Genomic DNA, 21,878 nt, shown 5'->3' with positions numbered 1-21,878 from the left:
TATCACTCTGCAATATACTAGGACATCCAAGGGTTTGAAAGAGCGAAGGGACCACCCTGTGCAGCCACAACGACGGAACAGCGGACACTCCACCGAGGTGCAGGCCGGGACGGTTCCCGGGCGTGACGGGGAAGATGTGCCGGCTGGTTCCGGTTCTGTGGCGGACGAAAGCGCACAGCCCCTGCCGCCTTTCCCCGACGCCGATCTTCTGTACTTTGCCGACATGCTCCCTCCGGACGAACGGAAGCGGTACCTGGAGATCCGGGAGTTCCTGCAGTCCAGGGTCAGGGCGCAGTCCATTGACTACTGGAACCGCGAGGAGTTTCCCTTCGGGCTGTTGGCCGAGATGGGGAAACGAGGGCTTGGAGGGCTGCAGACGGACGGCACATCCCGGCTCTTCAAGGGCCTCATGTACGTTGAGGTGGCCAGGGCGGACGTGTCACTTTCGGCCCTCGTGGGCATCCATAACGAGTTGATTGTCGGCATGATCCATGAGCTGGGTTCCGAGGAACAGAAGCGGCGCTGGCTGCCGGGCCTGACGGCATTCACCCAGCTGGGTGCCTTCGCCCTGACCGAGCCGGACCACGGTTCGGACATCGCCGGGGGCCTGGCAACCACGGCCCGCCTCGAGGATGGCGAGTGGGTGATCAACGGCGGCAAACGGTGGATCGGTGCGGGCACGATAGCGGATTTCGCCCTTGTGTGGTCGCGGGACGAGGCCGACCAGCAGATCAAGGGCTTCATTGTTGAAACCGACCGCCCCGGATACTCCGCCACCAAGATCTCCAACAAGATCGGCCTGCGGATCATGCAGAACGCCGACATCGTGCTGGATAACGTCCGCATCCCGGCAGCCAACCTGCTTCCCGGGGCGACTGACTTCTCCAAGGCCAATGAGCTGCTGCGCGACTCGCGTGCCTGGGTGGGGTGGCAGGGGGCAGGAATTCAGCTGGCCGCGTTCGACGTGGCGCGCTCCTATTCGTTGCAGCGCCGGCAGTTCGGCAAGGAGCTGGCCCGCTTCCAGCTGATCCAGCAGCAACTCGCCGAAATTCTGGGCAATGCCTCCGCATCGCTGGCGATGATGGCGCAGGTCGCCCGGATCCAGGAGGAAGGCAGGCTGGAGATGGCGCAGGCCGCCATGGCCAAGTCCACCACCACCCGCCTCGCCCGCTCGTCGGTGGCGATGGGGCGTTCGCTGCTCGGCGGCAACGGCATCAGCAGCGACTTCGAGATGGGCAAGTTGTTCGGGGACGCCGAAATCCTCTACACGTACGAGGGCAGCTACGAGATCAACTCGCTGATCGTTGCCCGGGCTGTCACAGGAAAGTCAGCCTTCGTCTAGGGTGCCCGGGTAGTTCGGGTAAGTCGCAGTAAGTGCCAGCATTTTTGCTCCCCGTTGCTGCCCCGCGCTGTGCCCGCGGCCAGCAAATCCGCTGCAGGCGGGGAGCTGGCCATGAACGGCAGCGGCAAAGCGGTGCAGAAATGCGGTGCAACTGCCCGCAGGAACCAAAAACTCCCCTGTAGGTGCCAGGCACGAACAGGGGAGTTTTGGTAAACCGTTAGAGCGGGCGAATGTTCTCTGCCTGCGGACCCTTGGGGCCCTGGGTCACTTCGAATTCGACCTTCTGGTTTTCATCCAGGGAGCGGTAGCCGCTGGAGGCAATTGCCGAGTAGTGGGCGAATACGTCTGCTGATCCGTCATCCGGTGCGATGAAGCCGAAGCCCTTTTCGGCGTTGAACCATTTAACTGTGCCTGTTGCCATGTGCTGCTACTTCCTTTGTAACCCTTATTTCTGGTCCTGCTCTGACTGCAGGCAGATACGGAGATTGTTTTTCCGCTGTCTCCAACCTAGGGGCAGCGCGCTGAGGGTGCAATAGCTGCCGTCATCATCTGTCCCTTCTATCACTGCAGGCCACGGCCATATCGGCCATTTAATCCGGGCTTTGGAGCCGGCTTTCCGCGGGGCGAAAAACCGCTTGGCCGGGGCTAGGGCGCCAGCAGCACCTTGATGGCCCGCCGCTCGTCCATCGCTTTATAGGCCGCGGGCGCGTCTTCCAGCGACATTTCCACGTCAAATACCCGGCCGGGGTTGATCTTGCCCGCAAGCACGTCGGCCAGCAGTTCCGGGATGTAGGCGCGCGCCGGAGCCATCCCGCCGGACACGGTGATGTTTTTGTCGAAAAGGTAGCGCAGCGGGATCTCTGCACCACCGGTAGGAACCCCGACGAAGCCGAGCGCCCCGCCCGGGCGGACCGAATGGAGGGCCTGCTCCATCGATTCCTTGGTCCCCACACACTCCAGCACAGAATCGGCCAGAATTCCGCCCAGCAGTTCACGGACCTTGTCCACACCCTCATCCCCGCGTTCCGCCACGATGTCCGTCGCCCCGAACTCCTTGGCAAGAGCCTGCCGGTCGGCATGACGGGACATTGCGATGATCCGCTCGGCCCCGAGCCGCTTCGCTGCCAGCACCCCGCAGAGGCCCACGGCGCCGTCACCGACAACCACCACGGTCCTGCCGGCGGAGACCTGGGCACTGAGCGCGGCGTGATGGCCGGTTGCCATCACGTCCGACAGGGTGAGGAGGTTCTTGCGGAGTGCCTCATCCGGGTCGCTGACGCCGGGCACCGGAACGAGCGTGGCCCCGGCCATTGGGACACGCACGGCCTGGCCCTGGCCGCCGTCGATCCCTTTCCCCGAGTCGTCTTTCCCTCCCCAGCCGGCGAGCCTGTCGCAGGCTACGGTAACGCCGTTGCGGCACTGGGGGCACTCGCCGCAGCTGACGACGAAGGGCGCGATCACGAAGTCGCCTTCCTTGAGGCCGGTCACCTCGCTGCCGACGCTCTCCACCACTCCGATGAACTCGTGGCCGATGGCCGTGGGGCGGCGGATGGGCTTCACGCCGCGGTACGGCCAGAGGTCGGAGCCGCACACGCAGGCCGCCGCCACCTTTACCACCGCGTCGGTGGGCAGCTGGACGGCCGGGTAGTCCCGGTCTTCCACCCTGATGTCGCCGGGGCCGTGGATGATCGTTGCGCGCATGGCTGCTCCTCAGCTGGGGGACGGTATGTGGCAAGTAGTCTAGCCCCGGCCCCGGCCCCGGCCCCGGCCCCGGTTCAGCGGTTTAGCGCATCCCTTCGCGCCGGATGGCGGTGGCGATGGCGGCGGCCCTCGTTTCCACGCCGAGCTTGGCGTAGATGTGGGCGAGGTGCGTCTTGACTGTGGCCTCGGAGATGAAGAGGCGCTGCCCGAGCTCACGGTTGCTGAGGCCCTCGATGAGGAGGCTGAGCAGTTCCGCCTCGCGCGGTGTGAGGATTTCGTCGGGGTTGCGCAGCTGCTGGAACAGCCGCGAGGCCACGGGTGCGCTCATCACGCTTTTGCCCTGGACCGCCCCGCGGACGGCGGCGAAGATCTCCTCCGGGGCAGCGTCCTTGAGCAGGTAGCCCATGGCGCCGGCATCCACCGCCCGCACGATGTCGGCGTCGGAATCGTATGTGGTGAACACGAGTATGGCCTGCTTCCGGTTGCGCTCGCGGATCTTCCGGATCGCCTCGATGCCGTCCATCCCGGCGCCCATTGCCAGGTCCATCACCACGACGGCGGGATGGTGCTGTTCCAGCTGCTGCAGGGCTTCTTCGCCGGAGGCTGCCTCGGCGATGACGTCGATGTCCGGCTGCGTTCCGAGCAGGGCCCTGAGCCCGCTGCGGACCACGAGGTGGTCGTCCACAAGGAGCACCGTGATGGCATTCATGCGTCTTCCTGACCCGCCTCTCGAACGACCTGTTGGACGACCGGATGCAGCGGCAGCTGCGCAGCCACGATGGTTCCTTCCCCCGGTGTGCTTTCCACCGAGAATACGCCTCCCAGCTGCTCCACCCGCTGCCGCATGGCCCTGAGCCCGTAGCCTCCGGCGTCCGACGGCGGTGCTGCCGCCGCGGGATCGAAGCCGGCGCCGTCGTCGTAAATATCCAGCGTGACGGAAGACGGCAGGAAACCGAGCGTGAGAGTAGCGTTGGTGGCCGCAGCGTGGAGCTTGATGTTCGCCGCTGCGCTCTGGACCACCCGCAGGAGGGCGTGCCGGACTTCGGCGGGGACGGCCCGGGGCTGCCCGGTGACCAGCAACCTGGCGTCCGGCACGTACTGCGTTGCGGCCTGCAGCAGCGCGTCGGGCAGAGGAGAAGCCTCGAGGCCGGGGGAAGCCAGTTCATGGACCAGGCTGCGGGTTTCGGCAAGGTTCCGGCGGAGCAGTTCGCTGGCGCGCCGGAGGTCCTGCCGGGATGCTTCCGCCGGCCAGGCACGGTGCGCCGCCTCGAGCAGGAGCAGGCTGCTGGCCAGCCCCTGGGTGACGGTGTCGTGGATTTCCCGGGATACGCGTTCGCGTTCCGCGATGGCCCCCGCCCGCCGCTCACTGGCGGCCAGTTCCCCCTGGGCGCGCGACACTTCCGCGTGCAGGCGGCGCTGCTCCGCGGCGTCGTGCTCTATACGGTCATAGATCAGCGTCAGCATGGCGCCCACGGCGAGGGGCCCGAGCAGCATGGCCAGGTCAGTGCCGTTGCCGAGGCGGAACAGCCCGACGGCGGTAGCGGCCGCCGTCGCCCCAGCGGCCACGTACGCCACCGTTCCCGTGAACGCTGTACGGCAGAGAAAGAACGGCGCAAAGGAGCACCAGGCGAAGCTCGGAGCGGCGATGACCAGCACGGCCCAGAGCGCCACGAGGGCGAACATCCAGACCGCCCAGGGCCGCCGCCGCTGGGCGAGCACCGCTATGACGGCGTAGAGAAAACACGAGGCTACGGCCAGGCCCAGGACAAAAAGGTTGTCCGCGGGGCTGTGGCGCATCACGTAGCGGACCACGGATGCCACCATCAGCACGGCAAAACCAAGGTGGACGGCGGCATCGATGCGGCCGAGGCTTGGAGGTGATGCGGCCGGTGCTATGGCGGTATCAAGTGCCGGGACGGGTGCGGGGGCTTGGGCAGGCATGGTGGTCCGGTTCCGGTCGAGGAGTGCTACCAATCCATGCTATTGCCCGCGCCATTGCTGGTCTCTCAGACTTTTGGCTGATACTGCTGGCCTTCCGGCGGAGCCGGGTGCCGACGAACGCCTGATGTGCTGGAGTGCCTGTTGCCCGCACGATGGAAAAGTACCGAATCATCCTGCAACAAAGAGGAGAATTACCGTGAAGAAGTCCAGCAAGGTTTTTGCCGCAGCCGCCGCCGGAGCGCTCGCCCTGACCGCGGGCGCCACCGCCGCCACCAACGCAGGCAATGCCTCCCCAGCGCAGGCGGCAGCGCCCGCGGCTGTGCCGGCCGCCGATGTCCAGCCCTCACAGGACAACGTCGTGTCGCAGAACCGGATCACCGTTGGGGCGTCGGCCAAGGCTGTGGGTGCGGCGCTGGCCAAGTGCCAGGCGGACAAGCTGCCCTTCGTGACCGTGGCACTTGTCGACCGGTTCGGCACGGTGCAGGCACTCCTCAGGGGAGACAACGCGGCCGAGCACACCATCGAGTCGGCCAAGCAGAAGGCCTACACCGCGGCGGCCTTCGGTGCCCCCACGAGTGAACTGGCCAAGCGGATCACCGGCAACGGACCCAGCATCGCCGATCTCCCCGGCACCCTGTTCCTGCCCGGTGGCGTCCCGCTGAAGGTCAACGGTGTCTCCGTGGCAGGCATCGGCGTCGGAGGCGCGCCCGACGGCAAGCTCGACGAGGCCTGCGCCAACGCCGGGGCTGCTGTTCTCGCCGCTGCCGCTGGGTAGTCTCTTCGTATGGTGTGGTTGAAGCGCGGCAGGTGGACGACGGTCCAGGTGGCTGCCCTGGGGCTTGCCGTGGTTGTACTGGCCGGCTGCAGTTCGGGTGGCGCGGAAGGCGAAGGCCCTGCTGACAGCCGCGGCCCGGGAAGTGCCGCTACTGGCAGCCCTGCTACTGACAGCCCTGCGTCGGGGGGCTCCGGTGCCGGGCCGTCGCCGGCCACTGGTTCCGCCCCGCCGCAGGTAAAGCCGGACGCGGCCGAGACAAAGCCGTCGGCAGGGCAGCCGGCTGTTTCGTCCCGCCCGGCGTTGTCTCCAGAAGCCCAGGCAGAGCTCGACCAGCGGCTGATCCGTGCGGCCAAGGCCAACAACGCGCCGCTGGTCAAGGAGCTGATCCTGGCCGGCGGGAACGTCAATGCCAAGGACGCCATCCAGGATTCGGCGTTCCTGTATGCCGGCGCCGAAGGCTTCAACGAGGTACTTCGGCTGACCCTGGCCAACGGTGCCGACGTGAAGAGCACTAACCGCTTCGGCGGGACGGCACTCATTCCCGCCAGCGAACACGGCCATGTTGAGGCGGTACAAATCCTCATTGCCGCCGGCGTCCCGGTCAGTCACGTCAACAACCTCGGCTGGACGGCAATGCAGGAGGCCATCCTCCTGAACGACGGCGGCCCAAGACAGCAGGAGGTGGTCCGGCTGCTGCTGGCGGCAGGTGCGGACCCCGGCATCCGCGATCCCCAGGGACGGACCGCCTTGGAGAATGCGGAGCGGCTGGGCTTCACCGAAATTGCCCGGCTGATCCGCGCCCGCGGCTAATGACCGCGGGGTTGAACTGCTGGGATTCCCCACCTTTGCCGCAGAACGACGGCGCCGCGCCGCACTTTTGGTGCGGCGCGCCGCCGTCGGGCCCCAAAATTGAGGAAACCCAGCGAATCCGGTCGGAGGGTCAGACGGCTTCGAGGACGCTGACGTAGTTGGCGATGCCCACGCCGCCCATGTTCTGCACTGCGGCGCGGCGGGGGTTGGCGAGCTGCATGTCGCCGGCGGTGCCGCTGAGCTGCATGGCCGCGATGACGTGTTGGGACACTCCCGTCGCGCCGACTGGGTGGCCCTTTGCTTTCAGCCCGCCGGAGACGTTGATGGGCAGTTTGCCGTCCTTGAAGACCCAGCCTTCCTCCACTGCCCGCGTGCCCTGGCCTGGTTCGGTCAGGCCCATGGCCTCGTACATGAGAAGTTCGGCGATGGTGAAACAGTCGTGCACTTCGGCGAAGTCCAGGTCCTCCAGTCCGACGCCCGCCATTCCCAGCGCCCGCTGCCAGGAGACGCGCGTAGCGTTAAACGCCGTGGGGTCGCGGCGTTCGGCCGGGAAGAAGTCATTCGCCTGCCCGAAGCCGCTGAGCCGCACAGGGGAGGTGGCGCCGGGGCCGGGCGACGTGGAGAGCACGACGGCGGCAGCGCCGTCGGACACGGGGGAGCAGTCGGTGCGGCGCAGTGGGTCGGCCACCATCGGGTTCTTGTCCGAGACCTTGCGGCAGAACTCTTCGCCGAGGTCCTTGCGCAGCTGGGCATACGGGTTGTCCACGCCGTTGCGGTGGTTCTTCGCGGCGATGGTTCCCAGGATGTCGGACACTTTCCCTGAACCGTCGCCGTAGCGCTTCTCATAGTGCTTGGCCACGTCCGCGAAGAGTCCGGTGAAGCCCGTGGTGGATGCTTTGCCCGCCATGTCGTAGTCTGCGCCCAGCAGGCCTGCCCCCACCACGTCGGCGCCTGCGTGCGTCATCTTTTCGGCGCCGATGACCAGCACCGTTTTTGCGGTTCCTGCCAGCAGGGATTTGGTGCCCTGCTGAAACGCGGCCGAGCCTGAGGCGCACGCGTTTTCGACGCGGGTGGCGGGAACGTTCGCGAGCTGGTCCGAGACCTGCAGGGCCAGGGAGGACGGGAAGGCCAGCGGCATCATGCCGGAGTTGAACTGGCCAAGGTAGATTTCGTCGATCTGCCCGGGTTCGATGCCCGCGTTGCTGATTGCCTCGGTTGCGACCTGGACGATCAGGGACTCAAGCGTCTCGTCGGTGAGCTTGCCGAACCGGCTGTGGCCCCAGCCGGTCAGCAGGACATCCTTGCCGAACTGTTCCTTCAGGCTCATGCCGTGGCTCCTGCGAGGGCTTCCTGGGTTCCTGCTGCTTCAAGGGCGACCGTGAATTCCGCTTCGGTCTTCTCCCGGATGTCCTCCACGGTGACCCCCGGCGCGAGGCGGGTAAGCGTGAGGCGCCGCCCGCCGTCGTCGGCTTTCTTAAGGTCGAAGACGGCGAGGTCGCTGATGATCCTGTCCACGACGGCGACGCCGGTGAGAGGGAGGGTGCACTCCCGGACGATCTTGGCGCTGCCGTCCTTGGCGTTGTGTTCAGTGAGGACCACGACGCGCGGGGTTCCGGCGACGAGGTCCATCGCGCCGCCCATGCCCTTGACCATCTTTCCGGGAATGGTCCAGTTGGCCAGATCGCCGTCGCCCGAGACCTGCATGGCTCCCAGGATGGCAACTTTCACGTGCCCGCCACGGATCATGCCGAAGGAGGTGGCGGAGTCGAAGATGCTGCCTCCGGGGAGTACTGTCACGGTCTGCTTGCCGGCATTGATGAGGTCGGCGTCTTCCTCGCCCTCGAACGGGAACGGACCCATGCCGAGCAGGCCGTTCTCGCTTTGCAGCACCACGCGGACCCCGTCGGGCAGGTTGTTCGCGACGAGCGTCGGAATGCCGATGCCGAGGTTGACGTAGTCGCCGTCGTTCAGTTCTTCTGCCGCGATGGCAGCCATGTCGTCCCTGGTCCAGGCCACGGGGTTCTCCTTTTGTCTAAAAATTTGGGGGCTTAAGTGTTCGTTCGCGCTGGGCGCGGGGGCTTAGTGTTCGTTCGCGCTCGGGGGGTGGGCGGGTGTCAGGCGGGGACTGCAGCTGCGGGGCGCGGGCGGACCGTGCGCTGCTCGATGTCCTTGGTGCGGTCGCTGGCCTGGACCAGATGCTGAACATAGACGCCCGGGGTGACGACGTGGTTCGGGTCCAGCGCACCCGGCTCCACGATCCGCTCAGCCTCGGCAACGGTCACTGCTCCTGCAGTGGCCACCACCGGGTTGAAGTTCCGCGCGGTATAGCGGTAGGTCAGGTTGCCGTCGGTGTCGGCGGTGTGGGCGTGGACCAGAGCGACGTCCGCGCGGATGGCGCGCTCCTGCACGTACGTCTCGCCGTCGAACTCCGCGAGCGGCTTGCCCTCGGCAACCAGCGTGCCCACTCCGGTCTTAGTGTAGAAGGCCGGAATGCCGGCCCCGCCGGCACGGAGGCGTTCGGCGAGGGTGCCCTGTGGCGTGAACTCAACCTCGAGCAGCCCGGCGAGGTACTGCTCAGCGAACAGCTTGTTTTCGCCCACATAGGAGGCGATGACCTTGCGCACCTGGCCGGCTTCGATGAGGATGCCCAGGCCCTTGCCGTCCACGCCCATGTTGTTCGAGACCACCGTAAGGTCCCGGACGCCGGTGTCCCGGACAGCCTCGATCAGATCCGCCGGAATGCCGCTGAGGCCGAAGCCGCCGACGGCCAGCGTCATGCCGTCCTGCAGGACACCGTGAAGGGCCTCGGCTGCGCCGGTCTTGAGTTTGGTCATCACATCTCCTCGTTGAGCTGGTTTCGTCTTGTCCTTCTGGAGCGGCTGTACCCCCCGGCCGCAACTGGTCCACGTTGTGGACTGTGGCCGTTGAGGTTCGAGCGTAGGGTTCTGCTGAACGAGCTGTCAAGGACATAAACGCTCTAGACGATGCTCTTTCTACAGTGTGGACGGTAAGGTTATCAGTATCCACATTATGGATACTGAGGGAGTTTCATGAACCAGATGCCTGTTCAGGGAGCGCAGGTGGTGAGCCGTATAGCGGCGCTCTTGCGCATTGTCGGCCGCAAGCCTGAGGGGAGCCCGCTCGTGGAGCTGGTGCGGGAGTCCGGGCTGACCCGCCCCACGGTTCACCGGCTGCTGACCTCCCTGGCCGCGGAGGGGCTCCTGGATCACGATGCCCGCACTGGAAACTGGGTGCTGGGGCCGGAGGTCCTGCTGCTGGGGTCAGTGGCGTCGGCCCGGTTCCCGCTGGAGGATGTTGCCCGGCCGAGCCTGCGCCGGCTTGCCGAGGAAACCGGTGAGAGCTCTTTCTTTTCAATTCGGCGGGGGCTCGAGACTGTCTGCCTGCTGCGCGAGGAAGGCAGCTTCCCCGTGCGTTCGTTCGTGCTGCACGAGGGCGTCCGGTTTCCGCTCGGGGTCGCCTCCGCCGGCACGGCAATCATGGCCTTCCTGCCCGAGGGCGAACAGGAGCAGATCCTCGCCCACTGGGCCGACCATGCCGGCCGGTTCGCAGACGTGCACACCCAAACCGTGGTCAGGGCCAATCTGAAACGCACCCGGGAGACCGGCTACTCGGTCAACCCCGGCCTTGTGCTGGAAGGCAGCTGGGGCATGGGCGCTGCCGTCTTTGACCAGGCCGGCCGGCCGGCGTGGGCTTTGTCCCTGACGGGGATTGAACCGCGCTTTCGCCCTGAACGCCAGGAGTTCCTGGGCAGGCTGCTGATGGAGGAGGCCCACCGGATCAGCCTCCAGCTGGGTGCCCCGTAGCAGGATGGTTGACGGTCAGCTCCGGCTGTTGTGATCGCCCGCACCCCTGCCTACTCTTGCAGTAAATCGCCCATTCGACCCTATTCGAGGAGCCATTGCTGTGAGCACCAGGATCTACTTCGAGGAATACGGCAGCCCGCAGGTACTCAAGGTAGGGACCGAAGAGCTGCAGGATCCGGGCGACGGGCAGGTCCAGGTGGAATTCCGGGCCGTGAGTGTCAATCCCGCGGACTGGAAGCTCGTGGCCGGATACCTGAAGCAGTGGTTGCCGCTTGAGTTCCCGGCGGTGCCAGGGTGCGAAGCGGCAGGCGTGGTGACGGCGGTGGGTCCCGCCTTTGAAGGATTCGCCCCGGGCGATGAAGTCATCTGGAACGGCATCATGGGCGGATACCGCACCGAAGCGCTGGTGCCGGCGGATGAACTGACCCCGCTGCCCGTCGGGGTCGACTTCGAGCAGGCGGCCTGTATCCCTGTCGCCGGGGGCACGGCTTATTCGGCACTGAAACAGCTCGACGTCGGCGAGGGAGACACGGTCCTGATCCATGGGGCAGCGGGCGGGGTGGGCTCAGCCGCCATCCAGGTGGCGCAGTTCTTTGGAGCCACGGTCATCGGTACGGCGTCCGAGGGAAACCATGAGTTCCTGGAGCAACTGGGGGCGCTCCCGGTGGCGTACGGCAGGGGGCTGACCGGGCGCGTCCGGGGGCAGGGGCAGGTGACCGCGGTTCTTGACACCGTGGGGACTGAGGAGACGGTGGCTGCTACCCTTGCCCTGCTCCGGGACCGGAGCAGGGCAGTGACCACAGCGCCCGGCCAACTGTCATTGGACGCAGGAATAGCCGCGGTCCGGCTGCAGGAGGGACGCGTCCAGGATGCAGCCACACTGGCTGCCGACGGCCAGATCACCTTCCCGGTATCCCAGCGGATGCCACTGATTGAAGCGGCGGACGCACTGGAGATCAGCCGCTCGGGCCACGCCCGCGGCAAGATCGTGCTGCTGCCGTAGGTTCGCCGCTGTCCCGCTGACCCGGCTTAGAGTCCCACCCGCGGTTCTTCCGGGCCCTCGTGCTTCCACCAGGTGTCGAAGATGGAGACCGGCACGGTGCGCTTGTGCCGCGTGCGGATGTATTTTTCCTCGATCAGGTCCGCGACGCTGTCCTCCACTTCGTGCCCCTCGAGGTAATCGTCGATCTGGTCGTACGTCAGGCCCAGCTCGTCCTCGTCGGTGCGGCCGGGCTTGTTGTCCAGGAGGTCGGCGGTGGGCACCTTCTTCCAGACCCGCTCAGGAGCCTGGAGGTGCTCCAGCAGAGCGCGGTTCTGCCGCTTGTTCAGGCCGAAGAGCGGCAGGATGTCAGCTCCGCCGTCGCCGTATTTGGTGAAGAACCCGGTGACGGACTCGGCGCCGTGATCCGTGCCGATCACGAGGTAGTTGTGCTCGCCCGCCAGGGCATACTGGGCGATCATGCGGGTGCGGGCTTTGGTGTTGCCCTTGTGGAAGTCGGAGATGCCGTTGCCGACCGTCTTTTCAAACTCGTCCTCGAAGCCGTCCACTGCAGCCGAGATGTTGAAGGTCCACTCGGTCTTTGCCTGGATGAAGTCCAGTGCTGCCTGGGCGTCTTCCTCGTCATGCTGGACGCCGTACGGGAGGCGGACGGCGACGAAGTTTGCATCCACGCCCTCAGACTCAAGCTCCTGTACTGCAAGCTGGGCCAGCTTTCCGGCCAGGGAAGAGTCGAGGCCGCCCGAAATGCCCAGGACGAATCCCTTGGTGCCGGTGGCCTTGAGGTATTCCTTGAGAAATGTGACGCGCTTGCGCACCTCCTCCGCAGGGTCGATCTGGGGCTGGACGCCCATTTCTTCAATGATCCTGGCCTGGAGTTCGCGCATGTGACCCACACTAGTCAGCAGTGTCAGCCCTGCTCAACTGTGTCCGCCGGAATCAGTGCGGAATTGCCGCGTTCCCGGTGCAGCCCCGGTGGAGCCCCGGACCGTGAGGTGGGTGGGCATCACAGACCGGCTGCGGGTTCCGCCGCCGGCAAGCGGGTTCAGCTGGGCCAGCAGCATGGACACTGCCACGCGACCGGCCTGTTCGATCGGGGAGGCCATGGTGGACAGCGGCGGATTGCAGAAGTCCGCGCCGAAGATGTCGTCACAGCCCACGATGCTCATGTCCTCCGGGACCCGGAGGCCGCGTTCACGCAGGCGCTGGAGCATGCCGATGGCTATGAGGTCGTTGAACGCGATGCAGGCCGTCACTCCACTGTGCACGGCGGCGTCCGCGGCTGCTGCGCCGGACTGTGTCTTGGGCGCGAAGGGCCCCAGGCGGCGGACCTCCACGCCCCGCTCCTCGGCGGCCTCGGACAGCGTACTCCAGCGGCGTGTGCTGGACTGCGAAGTAAGCGGCCCGCCCATGTAGGCGATGCGGGTGTGGCCCAGCGAGATGAGGTGGTCAAGGGCCTGTGTAGTGGCGGACGGAGTGTCAATGAGGACCGCGGGGACGCCGGGAACGTCGCGGTTGACCGTGACCATCGGCATCCTTGCTGCAGCGGCAAGCAAGGCCTCGTCAGTAAGGCGTGAGGCAGCCACCACGATGCCGTCCGCGCTCTTGCGCAGCTGTTCCAGGCTGCTTGCTTCCACTTCATCGGATTCCTCCGTGTCCACCAGCAGCTGCGTGTACCCGGCGGCCTTGAGCTGAAGCTGGGTACCCCGAATAAGGTCGAAATAGAACGGGTTGGTGATGTCGGGTACCAGCACTCCGACGGCCCCGGTCCGTCCGGAGCTCAGAGCCTTGGCCTGGCTGTTGGGGATGTAGTTCAGCTGCGCTGCGGCTGCCTCGATCCGCTGCCGTGTCCGGATATTGACGCGGTCAGGGGTGGAGAGCGCCCTGGAAACGGTGGAGGCCGCCACACCGCAGAGCGCGGCGATGTCATGGATGGTGGGCGGGCGCTCCACTGCTGCTGGTTGCGTCGTAGCCACGGCGCTCCTCTCTGAACGTGTGGCCGGGCAGTCCTGGCCAGGCCGGACGGGCGGGCCAGTGTGTGCGGCCAAAGATCCGGTCAGCCAAGAATGGCATATCTTGTCAATTTCTGGCAACCGGTTGTCATTTGCGTTGGCGCTAGCTAGACTCGACCGGGACATTGTTTGTGAACTGCCTCACCGCACCGGAGCCGGAACGGAGCTGCCCGCGCGGCGGCTGCAAAACCCAGGAGACCCGCGTGAGCAATACAACACCAGCAGTTTGGCCGCTCTCAGGCTTCGGCGACGAAATTGATCCAGACCCTGCGGTGCAGGCCGCAGTATTGCTGGCGCTGGGCGCAAGCCATATCGAGGTGCGCAGCGCCTGGGGCACCAACGTTTCCGAGCTGGAACCGCCGCAGGTTGCCACGCTCAAGGAAATTTTGGATGAAAAGGGCCTCAAAGTCTCGGCCGTGGCCAGTCCCATCGGCAAGGTGGACGTGAGCCTGCCGGCGGAACACGAGCTGGACCGGCTCCGCCAGATCATCTCCGTGGCCAAGGGCCTGGACACCGAATACATCCGCATCTTCTCCTTCTTCCGGGCCGAGGACCGGAGCGCCGAAGACATCCGCGACGACGTTATGATCCGGATGGACGCGCTTGCAGCGCTCGCCGCAGAGTCCGGCGTCGTGCTTCTGCATGAAAACGAAAAGGGCATCTACGGCGACACCCCCGAGCGTGTCCTGGACATCATGACGACGGTGGACTCCCCGGCGCTGCGGATCGCCTGGGACAACGCGAACTTCGTCCAGGTGGGCGTCAAGCCGTACACGGAGGGCTACGCCATGCTGCGCCCCTACCTCGAGTACTTCCAGGTCAAGGACGCGCTTGCAGCCACTGGCGAGGTGGTGCCCTCCGGCGAGGGTGACGGCGAACTGGACGCCACCATCGCGGCGCTGAAGGCGGACGGTTTCTGCGGCTTCGCCTCGCTGGAACCCCACCTGGCCAGCGCCCACGAGCTCGGCGGCTTCTCCGGTCCGGTTGCTTTCGGGGTCGCGGCCCGTGCCTTCGCCGCGCTCGCCGCGAAAAACGGGGTTGAACTTTCGTGAGTACGACGGCGGCAGTTATCGGCTGCGGCGACGTCTCCTCCGTGCACCTGGAGGCGGTGGCAAAGCTCGACGGCGCCACGCTGGTTGCGGTCTGCGATGCGGATCCGCCGCGGCTTGCCTCCGCGATGGCTGCCTGGGGCGTCCCCGGCTATGCCGACCACCTGGCCCTCGTCGAGGCCGTCAATCCTGATGTGGTGCACATCTGCACCCCGCACGACCAGCACGCCGCGGTAGCCGCGGACTGCCTGGAGCGCGGCGTCAACGTCATCGTGGAAAAGCCGCTGGCCCACACCCTTGCGGAGGGGCGGCGCCTGGTCGAAGCCGCGTCAGCCGGCAGGGCGAAAATAGCGGTGTGCTTCCAGAACCGGTACAACGCGACGTCACAGGCCATGCATGCCCTGCTGTCATCGGGCGAGCTGGGGGCCGTCGTCGGGGCGTCCGCAACAGTAATGTGGCAGCGCTCCGCCGAGTACTACGAAAACCGGCCGTGGCGGGGGACTTGGGCCGGCGGCGGCGGAGGCCTGATGATGAACCAGGCCATCCATACCGTGGACCTGCTCCAATGGCTGGTGGGAGACGTCGTCGCGGTCACCGGCAACGCGTCCACCCGCTTCCTGGGCGACACTATTGAAGTCGAAGACACTGCGGAATTCGTGGCAGAACATGCCGGAGGCGCCCGGAGCGCGTTCTATGCCACCCTGGCCAACGCGTTCAACGCCCCGGTGACACTCGATGTTGTCACCGAGAAGGCCGTCCTGAGCCTGCGGGGTGACCTCACCGTGACACACGAGGATGGACGGGTGGACATCGTTCGGGAGCGCACGAGCGGCTCCGGCGGCCGATCCTACTGGGGCGTTTCCCACGAACTGCTGATCAGCGACTTCTACGCCCGCCTGGACGACGGCGATCCGTTTTGGATCAGCCCTGCCGAAGCAGAAAAATCGCTGCGCATCGTCAAGGATGTCTACCGGCAGAGCTACCCGCAGTCTGCCCACGCGGTGTCCTGAACCCTTTTTTGGCAATCGGATGCGACGCTCCTGCACTGCTAGGAAGTGTCGCTCGACTGCTCGCCAACAAACCATGCAGGAATTTTGACAATCGGTTGCCAAAACCGGCAACAGTGCGTACTGCGAATCTCACATAGGCCGGTGTGGCCCACGCCACACCGGCCTATTCCGCAAAGTCTCACGTTCCACAGATTCAGGAGCCAACAATGAAGTTAGGTCCCAAGGCGGCAGGAGCCGCCATTACTCTCAGTGCATCCCTTGCGCTGACCGGTTGCGGCGGAGCTGCCAACTCCGGTTCCGCCGCGGGCGCAGCCACAGCACTGATTCTCGGCATTGTCCAGGATGTGCGCTCATGGGACCCGGCCCAGGCGCACGTCGGCCACGTTCTGCAGCCGTACCAGGCGGTATATGACACCCTGATCCTGCGCGAGCCGGACGGCAAACTCAGCCCGATGCTGGCCACGGCCTGGAAGTACAACGCCAACAACACCAAGCTCACCCTGGACCTGCGCACGGACGTGACGTTCAGTGACGGCGCCAGGTTCGACGCCGAGGCCGCCAAGGCCAACATGGACCACTTCAAGAAAGCCAACGGTCCCCAGATGGCCCAGCTCGCTTCGGTCAAGGACGTGACTGTGGTGGACGCCGACACCATCGACGTCAACCTCACTACGCCAGACCCGGCGCTGGAATACTTCCTCAGCCAGGCTGCCGGCCTGATGGGCAGCCCCAAGGCCCTGGGCACCGAAGGCATCAAGACCGAACCGGTCGGCTCGGGCCCGTACGTGATGGACAAGGCAGCATCCGTCAAGGACTCGCAGACGGTTTTTGCTGCCCGCAAGGATTACTGGAACAAGGATCTTCAGAAATACCAGAAACTGACGTTCAAAATTCTGACAGACCTCACCGCCCGCACCAACGCCCTGGTCTCCGGGCAGGTGGACGCCACCATCCTGGATCCCAAGAACGGCAAGCAGGCCGAGGGCGCCAACATGAAGCTGGCCGCCAACGAGGTTGACTGGCAGGGCCTGCTCCTCCTGGACCGCGATGGTGCCAAGAATCCGGCGCTGAAGGACGTCAAGGTCCGCCAGGCCATCAACTACGCCTTCGACCGGAAGACCATCCTCGACCAGGTCATGCTGGGCCAAGGCACCCCGACGTCGCAGCCGTTCGGCAAGGCCAGCGGAGCCTGGTCCGAAGCGCTGGAGAACTACTACTCTTACGATCCGGCCAAGGCCAAGCAGCTCCTCAAGGAAGCCGGCTACGAAACGGGCGTCACCCTGGAGATCCCGAGCGTCCCCGGTTTCGAAACCCAGATTTCAGTCATCACGCAGCAACTGGCAGACGTCGGCATCACCCTGAAGGTTGGCGCAGCATTGACCAACACTTATACGGCCGACATTGCCGCCCAAAAGTTCACCACCATTTTCTTCTCGCTCTTCCAGGGTCAGCCCACGGTTGCCACCGACCAGATCGTCTCCACCAAGGCGCTCTACAACCCCTTCAAGAACACGACGCCGGAACTGGAAGCCAAGATCGCGGCCGTGCGTAACGGCGGCGCTGGTGCCGGGAAGCTGGCGCAGGAAGTCAACAAGTACGTCGTTGAGCAGGCGTGGTTCGCTCCGCTGTTCCGCGTCAACCAGATGTACTACCACAACGCCAAGGTGAACGTGACCCCGCAGATCCAGCAGGCCGTTCCGTCCATCTACAACTACTCACCGGCCAAGTAGGACACCATGATCAGGTTCATTGCGAAAAGGCTGGGCAGCGGTCTGGTGGTGCTGTTTGCTGTCTCGGCGCTCACCTTCTTCCTGCTGTACATCTCCAGCGGGAGCATCGCCAGGAACATCCTGGGCGACCAGGCCACTGCAGAGCAGGTGGCGATGAAAGAGCATGAGCTGGGGCTGGACCAGCCGCTGGTGGTCCGCTACTTCTCCTGGGTGGCCGACGCGTTGAGCGGAAACCTAGGGGCCTCGTGGTTCACGTCTGAACCGGTGGCAAACTCGCTGGCAACCCGGATTCCGGTGACCATGACCATGGTTTTCGCCGCAATGATCCTGATCGCAATCTGTGCCGCACTCATTGGTGTTGTTGCTGCGGTCAAACGCGGCTGGGTGGACAGGGTGGTCCAGGTGGGTGCCATCATCGGCGACTCCATTCCGGGGTTCGTGATCGGCGTCATCCTGGTCACCATCCTGGCTATCCAGCTGGGCCTCTTCCCGGCCACCAGCACCATTTCCCCCGAATCCGGGCCCGACGCGTGGGTCTATTCCATGTCGCTTCCGGTGATCGCCCTGTTAGTCAACGGCGTCACGGGAGGCGCGCAGCAGATCCGCAGCGCCGTTATCAAGCAGCTCGAGCGGGACTATGTCCGCACACTGCGCAGCCGCGGCATCGGCGAACGCGAAATCCTGTTCAGGCACGTGCTGCGCAGCGCAGCCCCGGCCGGCCTGACGGTGCTGAGCCTGCAGCTGATCGGCATGCTTGGCGGTGTTGTGATCATCGAGCAGATCTTTGCCCTGCCGGGCATGGGCCCGCTCGCGGTCGCCGCTACCGGCCAGTCGGATCTTCCGGTGGTGATGGGCGTCGTGATGTACACCGTGGTCGTCGTCATCGTGGTCAACCTGCTGGTGGACATTCTTAACGGCTGGCTCAACCCGAAGGTGCGTGTGTCATGAGCGATTCTGTCGAAACCGCGGCTGTTGCCGCAGCTGTATCAGGCGCCCCCGCGCCGTCCATTCCTACCGGGCAGAGCGGCACGGTGGTCCGCTCCACCGTGGTCCGGCGCCTGTTCAAGAACCCCCTGGGCATCGTGGCCATGGCCATCCTGCTGGCGGTCTTCCTGCTGGCCATCCTGGCTCCGGTGCTGGCCCCCTTCCAGGAGAACTACTCAAACATCGCCAAGACGCTTGCCGCCCCGGACTCGGTGAACATCCTGGGAACGGACAGTGCCGGCCGCGACGTCTGGAGCCGCCTGCTGTTCGGTGCGCAGCTGACCCTGCTTTCCGCCTTGCTGTGCGCGGGCGTCGCCATTGCCATCGGCCTGCCGGCGGGCCTGATCGCCGGCTACTACGCCGGAAAGTTCGAGGCAGTCTCCAACTGGGCAGTCAGCATCCTGATGAGCCTTCCCGGCCTGATCGTGCTGCTGACCATCCGGGCGGCTTTTGGCCCGTCGGTATGGATTTCCATGATCGCGTTCGGCATCCTGATCAGCCCGTCCTACTTCCGGCTGACGCGCACGGCCGTCCAGTCGGTGCGGAACGAGCTGTACGTTGATGCCGCAAGGGTTTCCGGGCTCTCGGACTTGAGCATCATCGTGCGGCATATCTTCTCCGTGGTCCGGGCACCGATCATCATCCAGACGGCGGCGATTGCCGGCGTGGCCATCGCCATCCAGTCCGGACTGGAGTTCCTCGGCCTGGGCGATCCCACCAAGGCAACCTGGGGCGTCATGCTCTCGGAGGGCTTCAAGAACGTCTACCTGAACCCGACGCTGCTCTTCTGGCCGGCGCTCGCCATGGCGCTGACCATCGGCGGCCTGGTCCTGCTGGGCAACGCCATCCGCGACGCACTGGAAGACGGCGAAAAGATCAAGCACCGCAAGAAGGCGGCTCTGGTGAAGGGCACGACGGCGGCACCCGCCGCCGCGCGTACAGTACCTGCCGCTGGCGGGAGGTCCGTGGCCGCCGTCGATGTCGGAACAGAGCATCATCTCGTGAAGGTGACCAATCTCGGCGTCGGCTACCCGCAGGCTGACGGTTCCGTCAAGAGGGTGGTGGACGACGTTTCCTTCCACGTGGACCGCGGCGAAATCCTGGGCATCGTTGGTGAGTCAGGTTCGGGCAAGTCCCAAACGGCGTTCTCCATCCTCGGACTGCTTCCGGACAACGCCCGCATCGTGGCCGGTTCCATCCAGTTCGATGGCAACTACACCGTGGCTCCAGGCGAGGATCGCGTCGACCAGGGGCGGTTGTCCAAGCTGCGGGGCAAGCGGGTCTCCTATATTCCGCAGGAGCCCATGAGCAACCTGGACCCCGCCTTCACCATCGGCTACCAGCTGGTCACGCCCATGGTGCGTGTCCTGGGGATCTCCAGGGAGGAAGCCCGCAAGCGGGCGCTGAAGCTGCTGACCGATGTCGGAATCGTCAACCCGGAGCGGACGTTCGGCGCCTACCCGCATGAAGTCTCTGGCGGCATGGCCCAGCGTGTGCTGATCGCCGGCGCCATCAGCTGCGAACCGGACCTGGTCATCGCTGATGAGCCCACGACAGCCCTGGACGTCACCGTGCAGGCCGACGTGCTGGACCTCCTGCGCGAGCTCCAGCAGCGCCTGAACATCGGCGTCATCCTGGTGACCCACAACTTCGGCGTGGTTGCCGACCTCTGCGACCGCGTGGCTGTCATGCAGAACGGCCGCCTCGTGGAGGAAGGCTCCGTCCGCGACATCCTCCGGAACCCGAAAGAGCAGTACACCCAGACCCTCCTGGCGTCGATGCTTGAAGGCAAAGCCCCCATGTCCATGCTTGTATCCAGCCAGAAGGAGCCGGTCGCGTGAGCACTGTGAAAGTTAGGGATATTGCACCGCTCCTGACAGTGGAGAACCTCATCGTCGAGTACCCGAGCAAGAGGTTCCGGGCTAAGCCGTTCAGGGCACTGACGGATATCAACATCTCTATCGGCCAAGGCGAGACCCTTGGCTTGGTGGGGGAGTCCGGCTCGGGGAAGACCACCCTGGGCCGCGCCGTCCTGGGCCTGGCCCCGGTGACGGGCGGCAAGGTCATCTTCGAAGGCAGAGACATCAGCCAGGCCACGCGCAAGCAGCGCCGGATCCTGAGCCGGGACCTCCAGGTGGTCTTCCAGGACCCGTACACCTCGCTGAACCCGGCCCTGGAGATCGGCGACATCCTTGCCGAGCCCCTCGGCGTGCAGGGGATGGAGCAGGCAGCTGCCAGGAAACGCGTCAAGGAACTGCTCGACCAGGTGGGGCTGCCCTCGGACGCCATCCACCGCCTGCCGCGGGAGTTCAGCGGCGGCCAGCGCCAGCGCGTCGCGATTGCCCGGGCACTGGCGCTCTCGCCGAAGCTGATCGTCTGCGACGAACCCGTTAGTGCACTGGACCTGTGCACGCAGGCGCGTGTCCTTGACCTGTTCCTGCAGATCCAGAAGGACACCGGCGTTTCCTACCTTTTTGTCTCCCATGACCTGGACGTCGTGCGGCACATCAGCCACCGTGTGGCCGTCATGTACCACGGCGAAATCGTCGAACAGGGGGCGGCCTCTGTGGTAACCCGCGACCCTGAGCACCCCTATACCCAGCGCCTCCTGCTGGCGTCCCCAGTACCCGATCCGGACCGGCAGGAACAGCGCCGGGCGGACCGCCACCGACTGCTGGAAAGCCAGCGGCATCAGCTGGAACAGGCCGGCGCGGTCGCCTAGGGCCATGCGCATGCATTAAACCCAGTGCGCACGCACAAGGCGGAGGCACCAACCGGCAAGATGGCCCTTGAGGGGCCAAAAACATTACGGAGGAACACAGTGGCCACAATTGGCGTACAAGCGATGATGCTGAAAGGCAGCTTCACCGAACTCGGGGCGTTTGAAACGCTCCGGAAGGTCAGCGCGATCGGCTACAACGCCGTCGAAATTTCCCAGATCCCGATGACACCGGAGAACGTTGCCGAACTGGGCCGCTCCCGCAGTGAACTCGGCATGGACATCGCGGCCCTGTCCGTTGCGATGGAAACCCCCAAGGGCATACCCGGTGATTCGCTCAAGGACCATTTCGACAAGATCGTGGACGATGCGAAGCGCCTGGACACGAAGCTCCTGCGGATCGGCATGCTGCCGTTCCCGGCCATGAAGTCAATCAACGCCGTGGTTGATTTTGCCAAGCTGGCCAACGAATACGCGGAGCGGCTGCAGGAGCAGGGCATCGGCCTGTACTACCACAACCACCACATTGAGTTCGCGAAGTTCGACGGCAAATACATGCTGGACATCATTGCGGAGAACTCCCCGGCCATGGGCATGGAAATCGACGTCCACTGGGTCCAGCGCGGGGGCCTGGACCCGGTCCGGACCCTGGCCAAGTACGCCGGCCGCACCGCCATGGTGCACCTGAAGGACTACCGCATCGGCGAGCTGCCGGAATCCGCCTTCGGCCTCCTGGAAAGCGGGGACATCGCGGGCTTCATGGCTGACTTCAAGAACGTGGTCCAGTTCGCCGAAGTCGGCGAAGGCAACCTGGACTTCCCCTCCATCATCCCGGCCGCGCAGGCCGCCGGCGCCCGGTACATGCTGGTGGAACAGGACGAGCTGTACGGCCGCACCGTCTGGGATGCCCTGCAGACCTCGTACGACAACCTGGTGGCCATGGGCCACGCCGACCTTTTCTAATCCACCCCCTACTGACTACGG

General features: G+C 65.3%; 21 protein-coding genes. 12 read left to right on the top strand and 9 right to left on the bottom strand.

The window, feature by feature from the left end; all coding sequences use genetic code 11:
- The first annotated feature begins 223 nt into the window (after positions 1–223).
- A complete protein-coding gene (locus ACIP9X_RS01125) occupies positions 224–1,342 on the top strand; it encodes an acyl-CoA dehydrogenase family protein (RefSeq protein WP_400478516.1) in 1,119 nt (372 codons plus the stop codon).
- 217 nt (positions 1,343–1,559) lie between these two features.
- Here the strand turns inward: ACIP9X_RS01125 and ACIP9X_RS01120 are convergent, their stop codons facing one another.
- The 4 genes from ACIP9X_RS01120 to ACIP9X_RS01105 all read right to left on the bottom strand — a co-directional run bounded on the left by ACIP9X_RS01120 (position 1,560) and on the right by ACIP9X_RS01105 (position 4,984).
- Complete coding sequence (locus ACIP9X_RS01120) at positions 1,560–1,763, bottom strand: cold-shock protein (protein ID WP_003799085.1); 204 nt, start codon at positions 1,761–1,763, stop codon at positions 1,560–1,562.
- 224 nt (positions 1,764–1,987) lie between these two features.
- A complete protein-coding gene (locus tag ACIP9X_RS01115) occupies positions 1,988–3,043 on the bottom strand; it encodes a zinc-dependent alcohol dehydrogenase family protein (RefSeq protein ID WP_400477875.1) in 1,056 nt (351 codons plus the stop codon).
- Between the two features lie 82 nt (positions 3,044–3,125).
- Positions 3,126–3,752, bottom strand: a complete 627-nt coding sequence (locus tag ACIP9X_RS01110; RefSeq protein WP_400477874.1) for a response regulator — start codon at positions 3,750–3,752, stop codon at positions 3,126–3,128.
- Positions 3,749–4,984, bottom strand: a complete 1,236-nt coding sequence (locus ACIP9X_RS01105; protein WP_400477873.1) for a sensor histidine kinase — start codon at positions 4,982–4,984, stop codon at positions 3,749–3,751. The genes ACIP9X_RS01110 and ACIP9X_RS01105 overlap by 4 nt, the downstream gene beginning before the upstream one ends.
- Before the next feature lie 196 nt (positions 4,985–5,180).
- On the opposite strand from ACIP9X_RS01105, the gene ACIP9X_RS01100 reads away from it, so the two are divergent.
- Both ACIP9X_RS01100 and ACIP9X_RS01095 read left to right on the top strand, forming a co-directional pair.
- Positions 5,181–5,759: a heme-binding protein gene (locus tag ACIP9X_RS01100; RefSeq protein WP_400477872.1), complete on the top strand. Its 579-nt coding sequence runs from the start codon at positions 5,181–5,183 to the stop codon at positions 5,757–5,759.
- Positions 5,760–5,768: 9 nt separating this feature from the next.
- Positions 5,769–6,569, top strand: coding sequence for an ankyrin repeat domain-containing protein (locus ACIP9X_RS01095; protein WP_400477871.1), 801 nt, complete (start codon positions 5,769–5,771; stop codon positions 6,567–6,569).
- Positions 6,570–6,699: 130 nt separating this feature from the next.
- Here the strand turns inward: ACIP9X_RS01095 and ACIP9X_RS01090 are convergent, their stop codons facing one another.
- From ACIP9X_RS01090 to ACIP9X_RS01080, 3 genes are all read right to left on the bottom strand, one after another.
- The gene (locus ACIP9X_RS01090; protein WP_400477870.1) at positions 6,700–7,896 is read right to left on the bottom strand and encodes an acetyl-CoA acetyltransferase; all 1,197 of its coding nucleotides are present in this window, start codon (positions 7,894–7,896) and stop codon (positions 6,700–6,702) included.
- Positions 7,893–8,585 carry a CoA transferase subunit B gene (locus ACIP9X_RS01085; protein WP_400477869.1) on the bottom strand — a complete coding sequence of 231 codons (693 nt, stop codon included), beginning with the start codon at positions 8,583–8,585 and terminating at the stop codon, positions 7,893–7,895. Before ACIP9X_RS01085 ends, ACIP9X_RS01090 begins: the two co-directional genes overlap by 4 nt.
- Positions 8,586–8,683: 98 nt before the next feature.
- Positions 8,684–9,403, bottom strand: a complete 720-nt coding sequence (locus tag ACIP9X_RS01080; protein ID WP_400477868.1) for a CoA transferase subunit A — start codon at positions 9,401–9,403, stop codon at positions 8,684–8,686.
- 216 nt (positions 9,404–9,619) lie between these two features.
- Here ACIP9X_RS01080 and ACIP9X_RS01075 point away from each other — a divergent pair, with 216 nt between their 5' ends.
- On the top strand, positions 9,620–10,393 hold the full coding sequence (locus tag ACIP9X_RS01075) for an IclR family transcriptional regulator (RefSeq protein WP_400477867.1): 774 nt from the start codon (positions 9,620–9,622) through the stop codon (positions 10,391–10,393).
- A 100-nt stretch (positions 10,394–10,493) separates the two neighbouring features.
- Positions 10,494–11,396, top strand: coding sequence for an NADP-dependent oxidoreductase (locus ACIP9X_RS01070; RefSeq protein ID WP_400477866.1), 903 nt, complete (start codon positions 10,494–10,496; stop codon positions 11,394–11,396).
- Between the two features lie 26 nt (positions 11,397–11,422).
- Here ACIP9X_RS01070 and nadE read toward each other — a convergent pair whose 3' ends face one another.
- Positions 11,423–12,277 (bottom strand): ammonia-dependent NAD(+) synthetase, encoded by an 855-nt coding sequence (gene nadE / locus ACIP9X_RS01065; RefSeq protein WP_400477865.1) that lies wholly within the window; start codon positions 12,275–12,277, stop codon positions 11,423–11,425.
- Between the two features lie 33 nt (positions 12,278–12,310).
- Positions 12,311–13,366 (bottom strand): LacI family DNA-binding transcriptional regulator, encoded by a 1,056-nt coding sequence (locus ACIP9X_RS01060; RefSeq protein WP_400477864.1) that lies wholly within the window; start codon positions 13,364–13,366, stop codon positions 12,311–12,313.
- 239 nt (positions 13,367–13,605) lie between these two features.
- Between ACIP9X_RS01060 and ACIP9X_RS01055 the strand changes: the two genes are divergently transcribed.
- From ACIP9X_RS01055 to ACIP9X_RS01025, 7 genes are all read left to right on the top strand, one after another.
- The gene (locus ACIP9X_RS01055; RefSeq protein ID WP_400477863.1) at positions 13,606–14,454 is read left to right on the top strand and encodes a sugar phosphate isomerase/epimerase family protein; all 849 of its coding nucleotides are present in this window, start codon (positions 13,606–13,608) and stop codon (positions 14,452–14,454) included.
- Positions 14,451–15,461 carry a Gfo/Idh/MocA family protein gene (locus ACIP9X_RS01050; RefSeq protein WP_400477862.1) on the top strand — a complete coding sequence of 337 codons (1,011 nt, stop codon included), beginning with the start codon at positions 14,451–14,453 and terminating at the stop codon, positions 15,459–15,461. Before ACIP9X_RS01055 ends, ACIP9X_RS01050 begins: the two co-directional genes overlap by 4 nt.
- Positions 15,462–15,667: 206 nt before the next feature.
- Positions 15,668–17,191: an ABC transporter substrate-binding protein gene (locus tag ACIP9X_RS01045; RefSeq protein ID WP_400477861.1), complete on the top strand. Its 1,524-nt coding sequence runs from the start codon at positions 15,668–15,670 to the stop codon at positions 17,189–17,191.
- Positions 17,192–17,197: 6 nt separating this feature from the next.
- Positions 17,198–18,139 (top strand): ABC transporter permease, encoded by a 942-nt coding sequence (locus ACIP9X_RS01040; RefSeq protein WP_400477860.1) that lies wholly within the window; start codon positions 17,198–17,200, stop codon positions 18,137–18,139.
- A complete protein-coding gene (locus ACIP9X_RS01035) occupies positions 18,136–20,016 on the top strand; it encodes a dipeptide/oligopeptide/nickel ABC transporter permease/ATP-binding protein (protein WP_400477859.1) in 1,881 nt (626 codons plus the stop codon). The genes ACIP9X_RS01040 and ACIP9X_RS01035 overlap by 4 nt, the downstream gene beginning before the upstream one ends.
- The gene (locus tag ACIP9X_RS01030) at positions 20,013–20,897 is read left to right on the top strand and encodes an ATP-binding cassette domain-containing protein (RefSeq protein ID WP_400477858.1); all 885 of its coding nucleotides are present in this window, start codon (positions 20,013–20,015) and stop codon (positions 20,895–20,897) included. The genes ACIP9X_RS01035 and ACIP9X_RS01030 overlap by 4 nt, the downstream gene beginning before the upstream one ends.
- A 99-nt stretch (positions 20,898–20,996) precedes the next feature.
- Complete coding sequence (locus ACIP9X_RS01025; protein ID WP_400477857.1) at positions 20,997–21,857, top strand: sugar phosphate isomerase/epimerase family protein; 861 nt, start codon at positions 20,997–20,999, stop codon at positions 21,855–21,857.
- Positions 21,858–21,878 lie beyond the last annotated feature (21 nt).

The sequence above is a fragment of the Arthrobacter sp. NPDC093125 genome, from assembly GCF_044754225.1.
Classification (GTDB): domain Bacteria; phylum Actinomycetota; class Actinomycetes; order Actinomycetales; family Micrococcaceae; genus Arthrobacter.
Note: the sequence above shows the minus strand (reverse complement) of the source record. Positions and strands in the feature narration are given on the sequence as shown.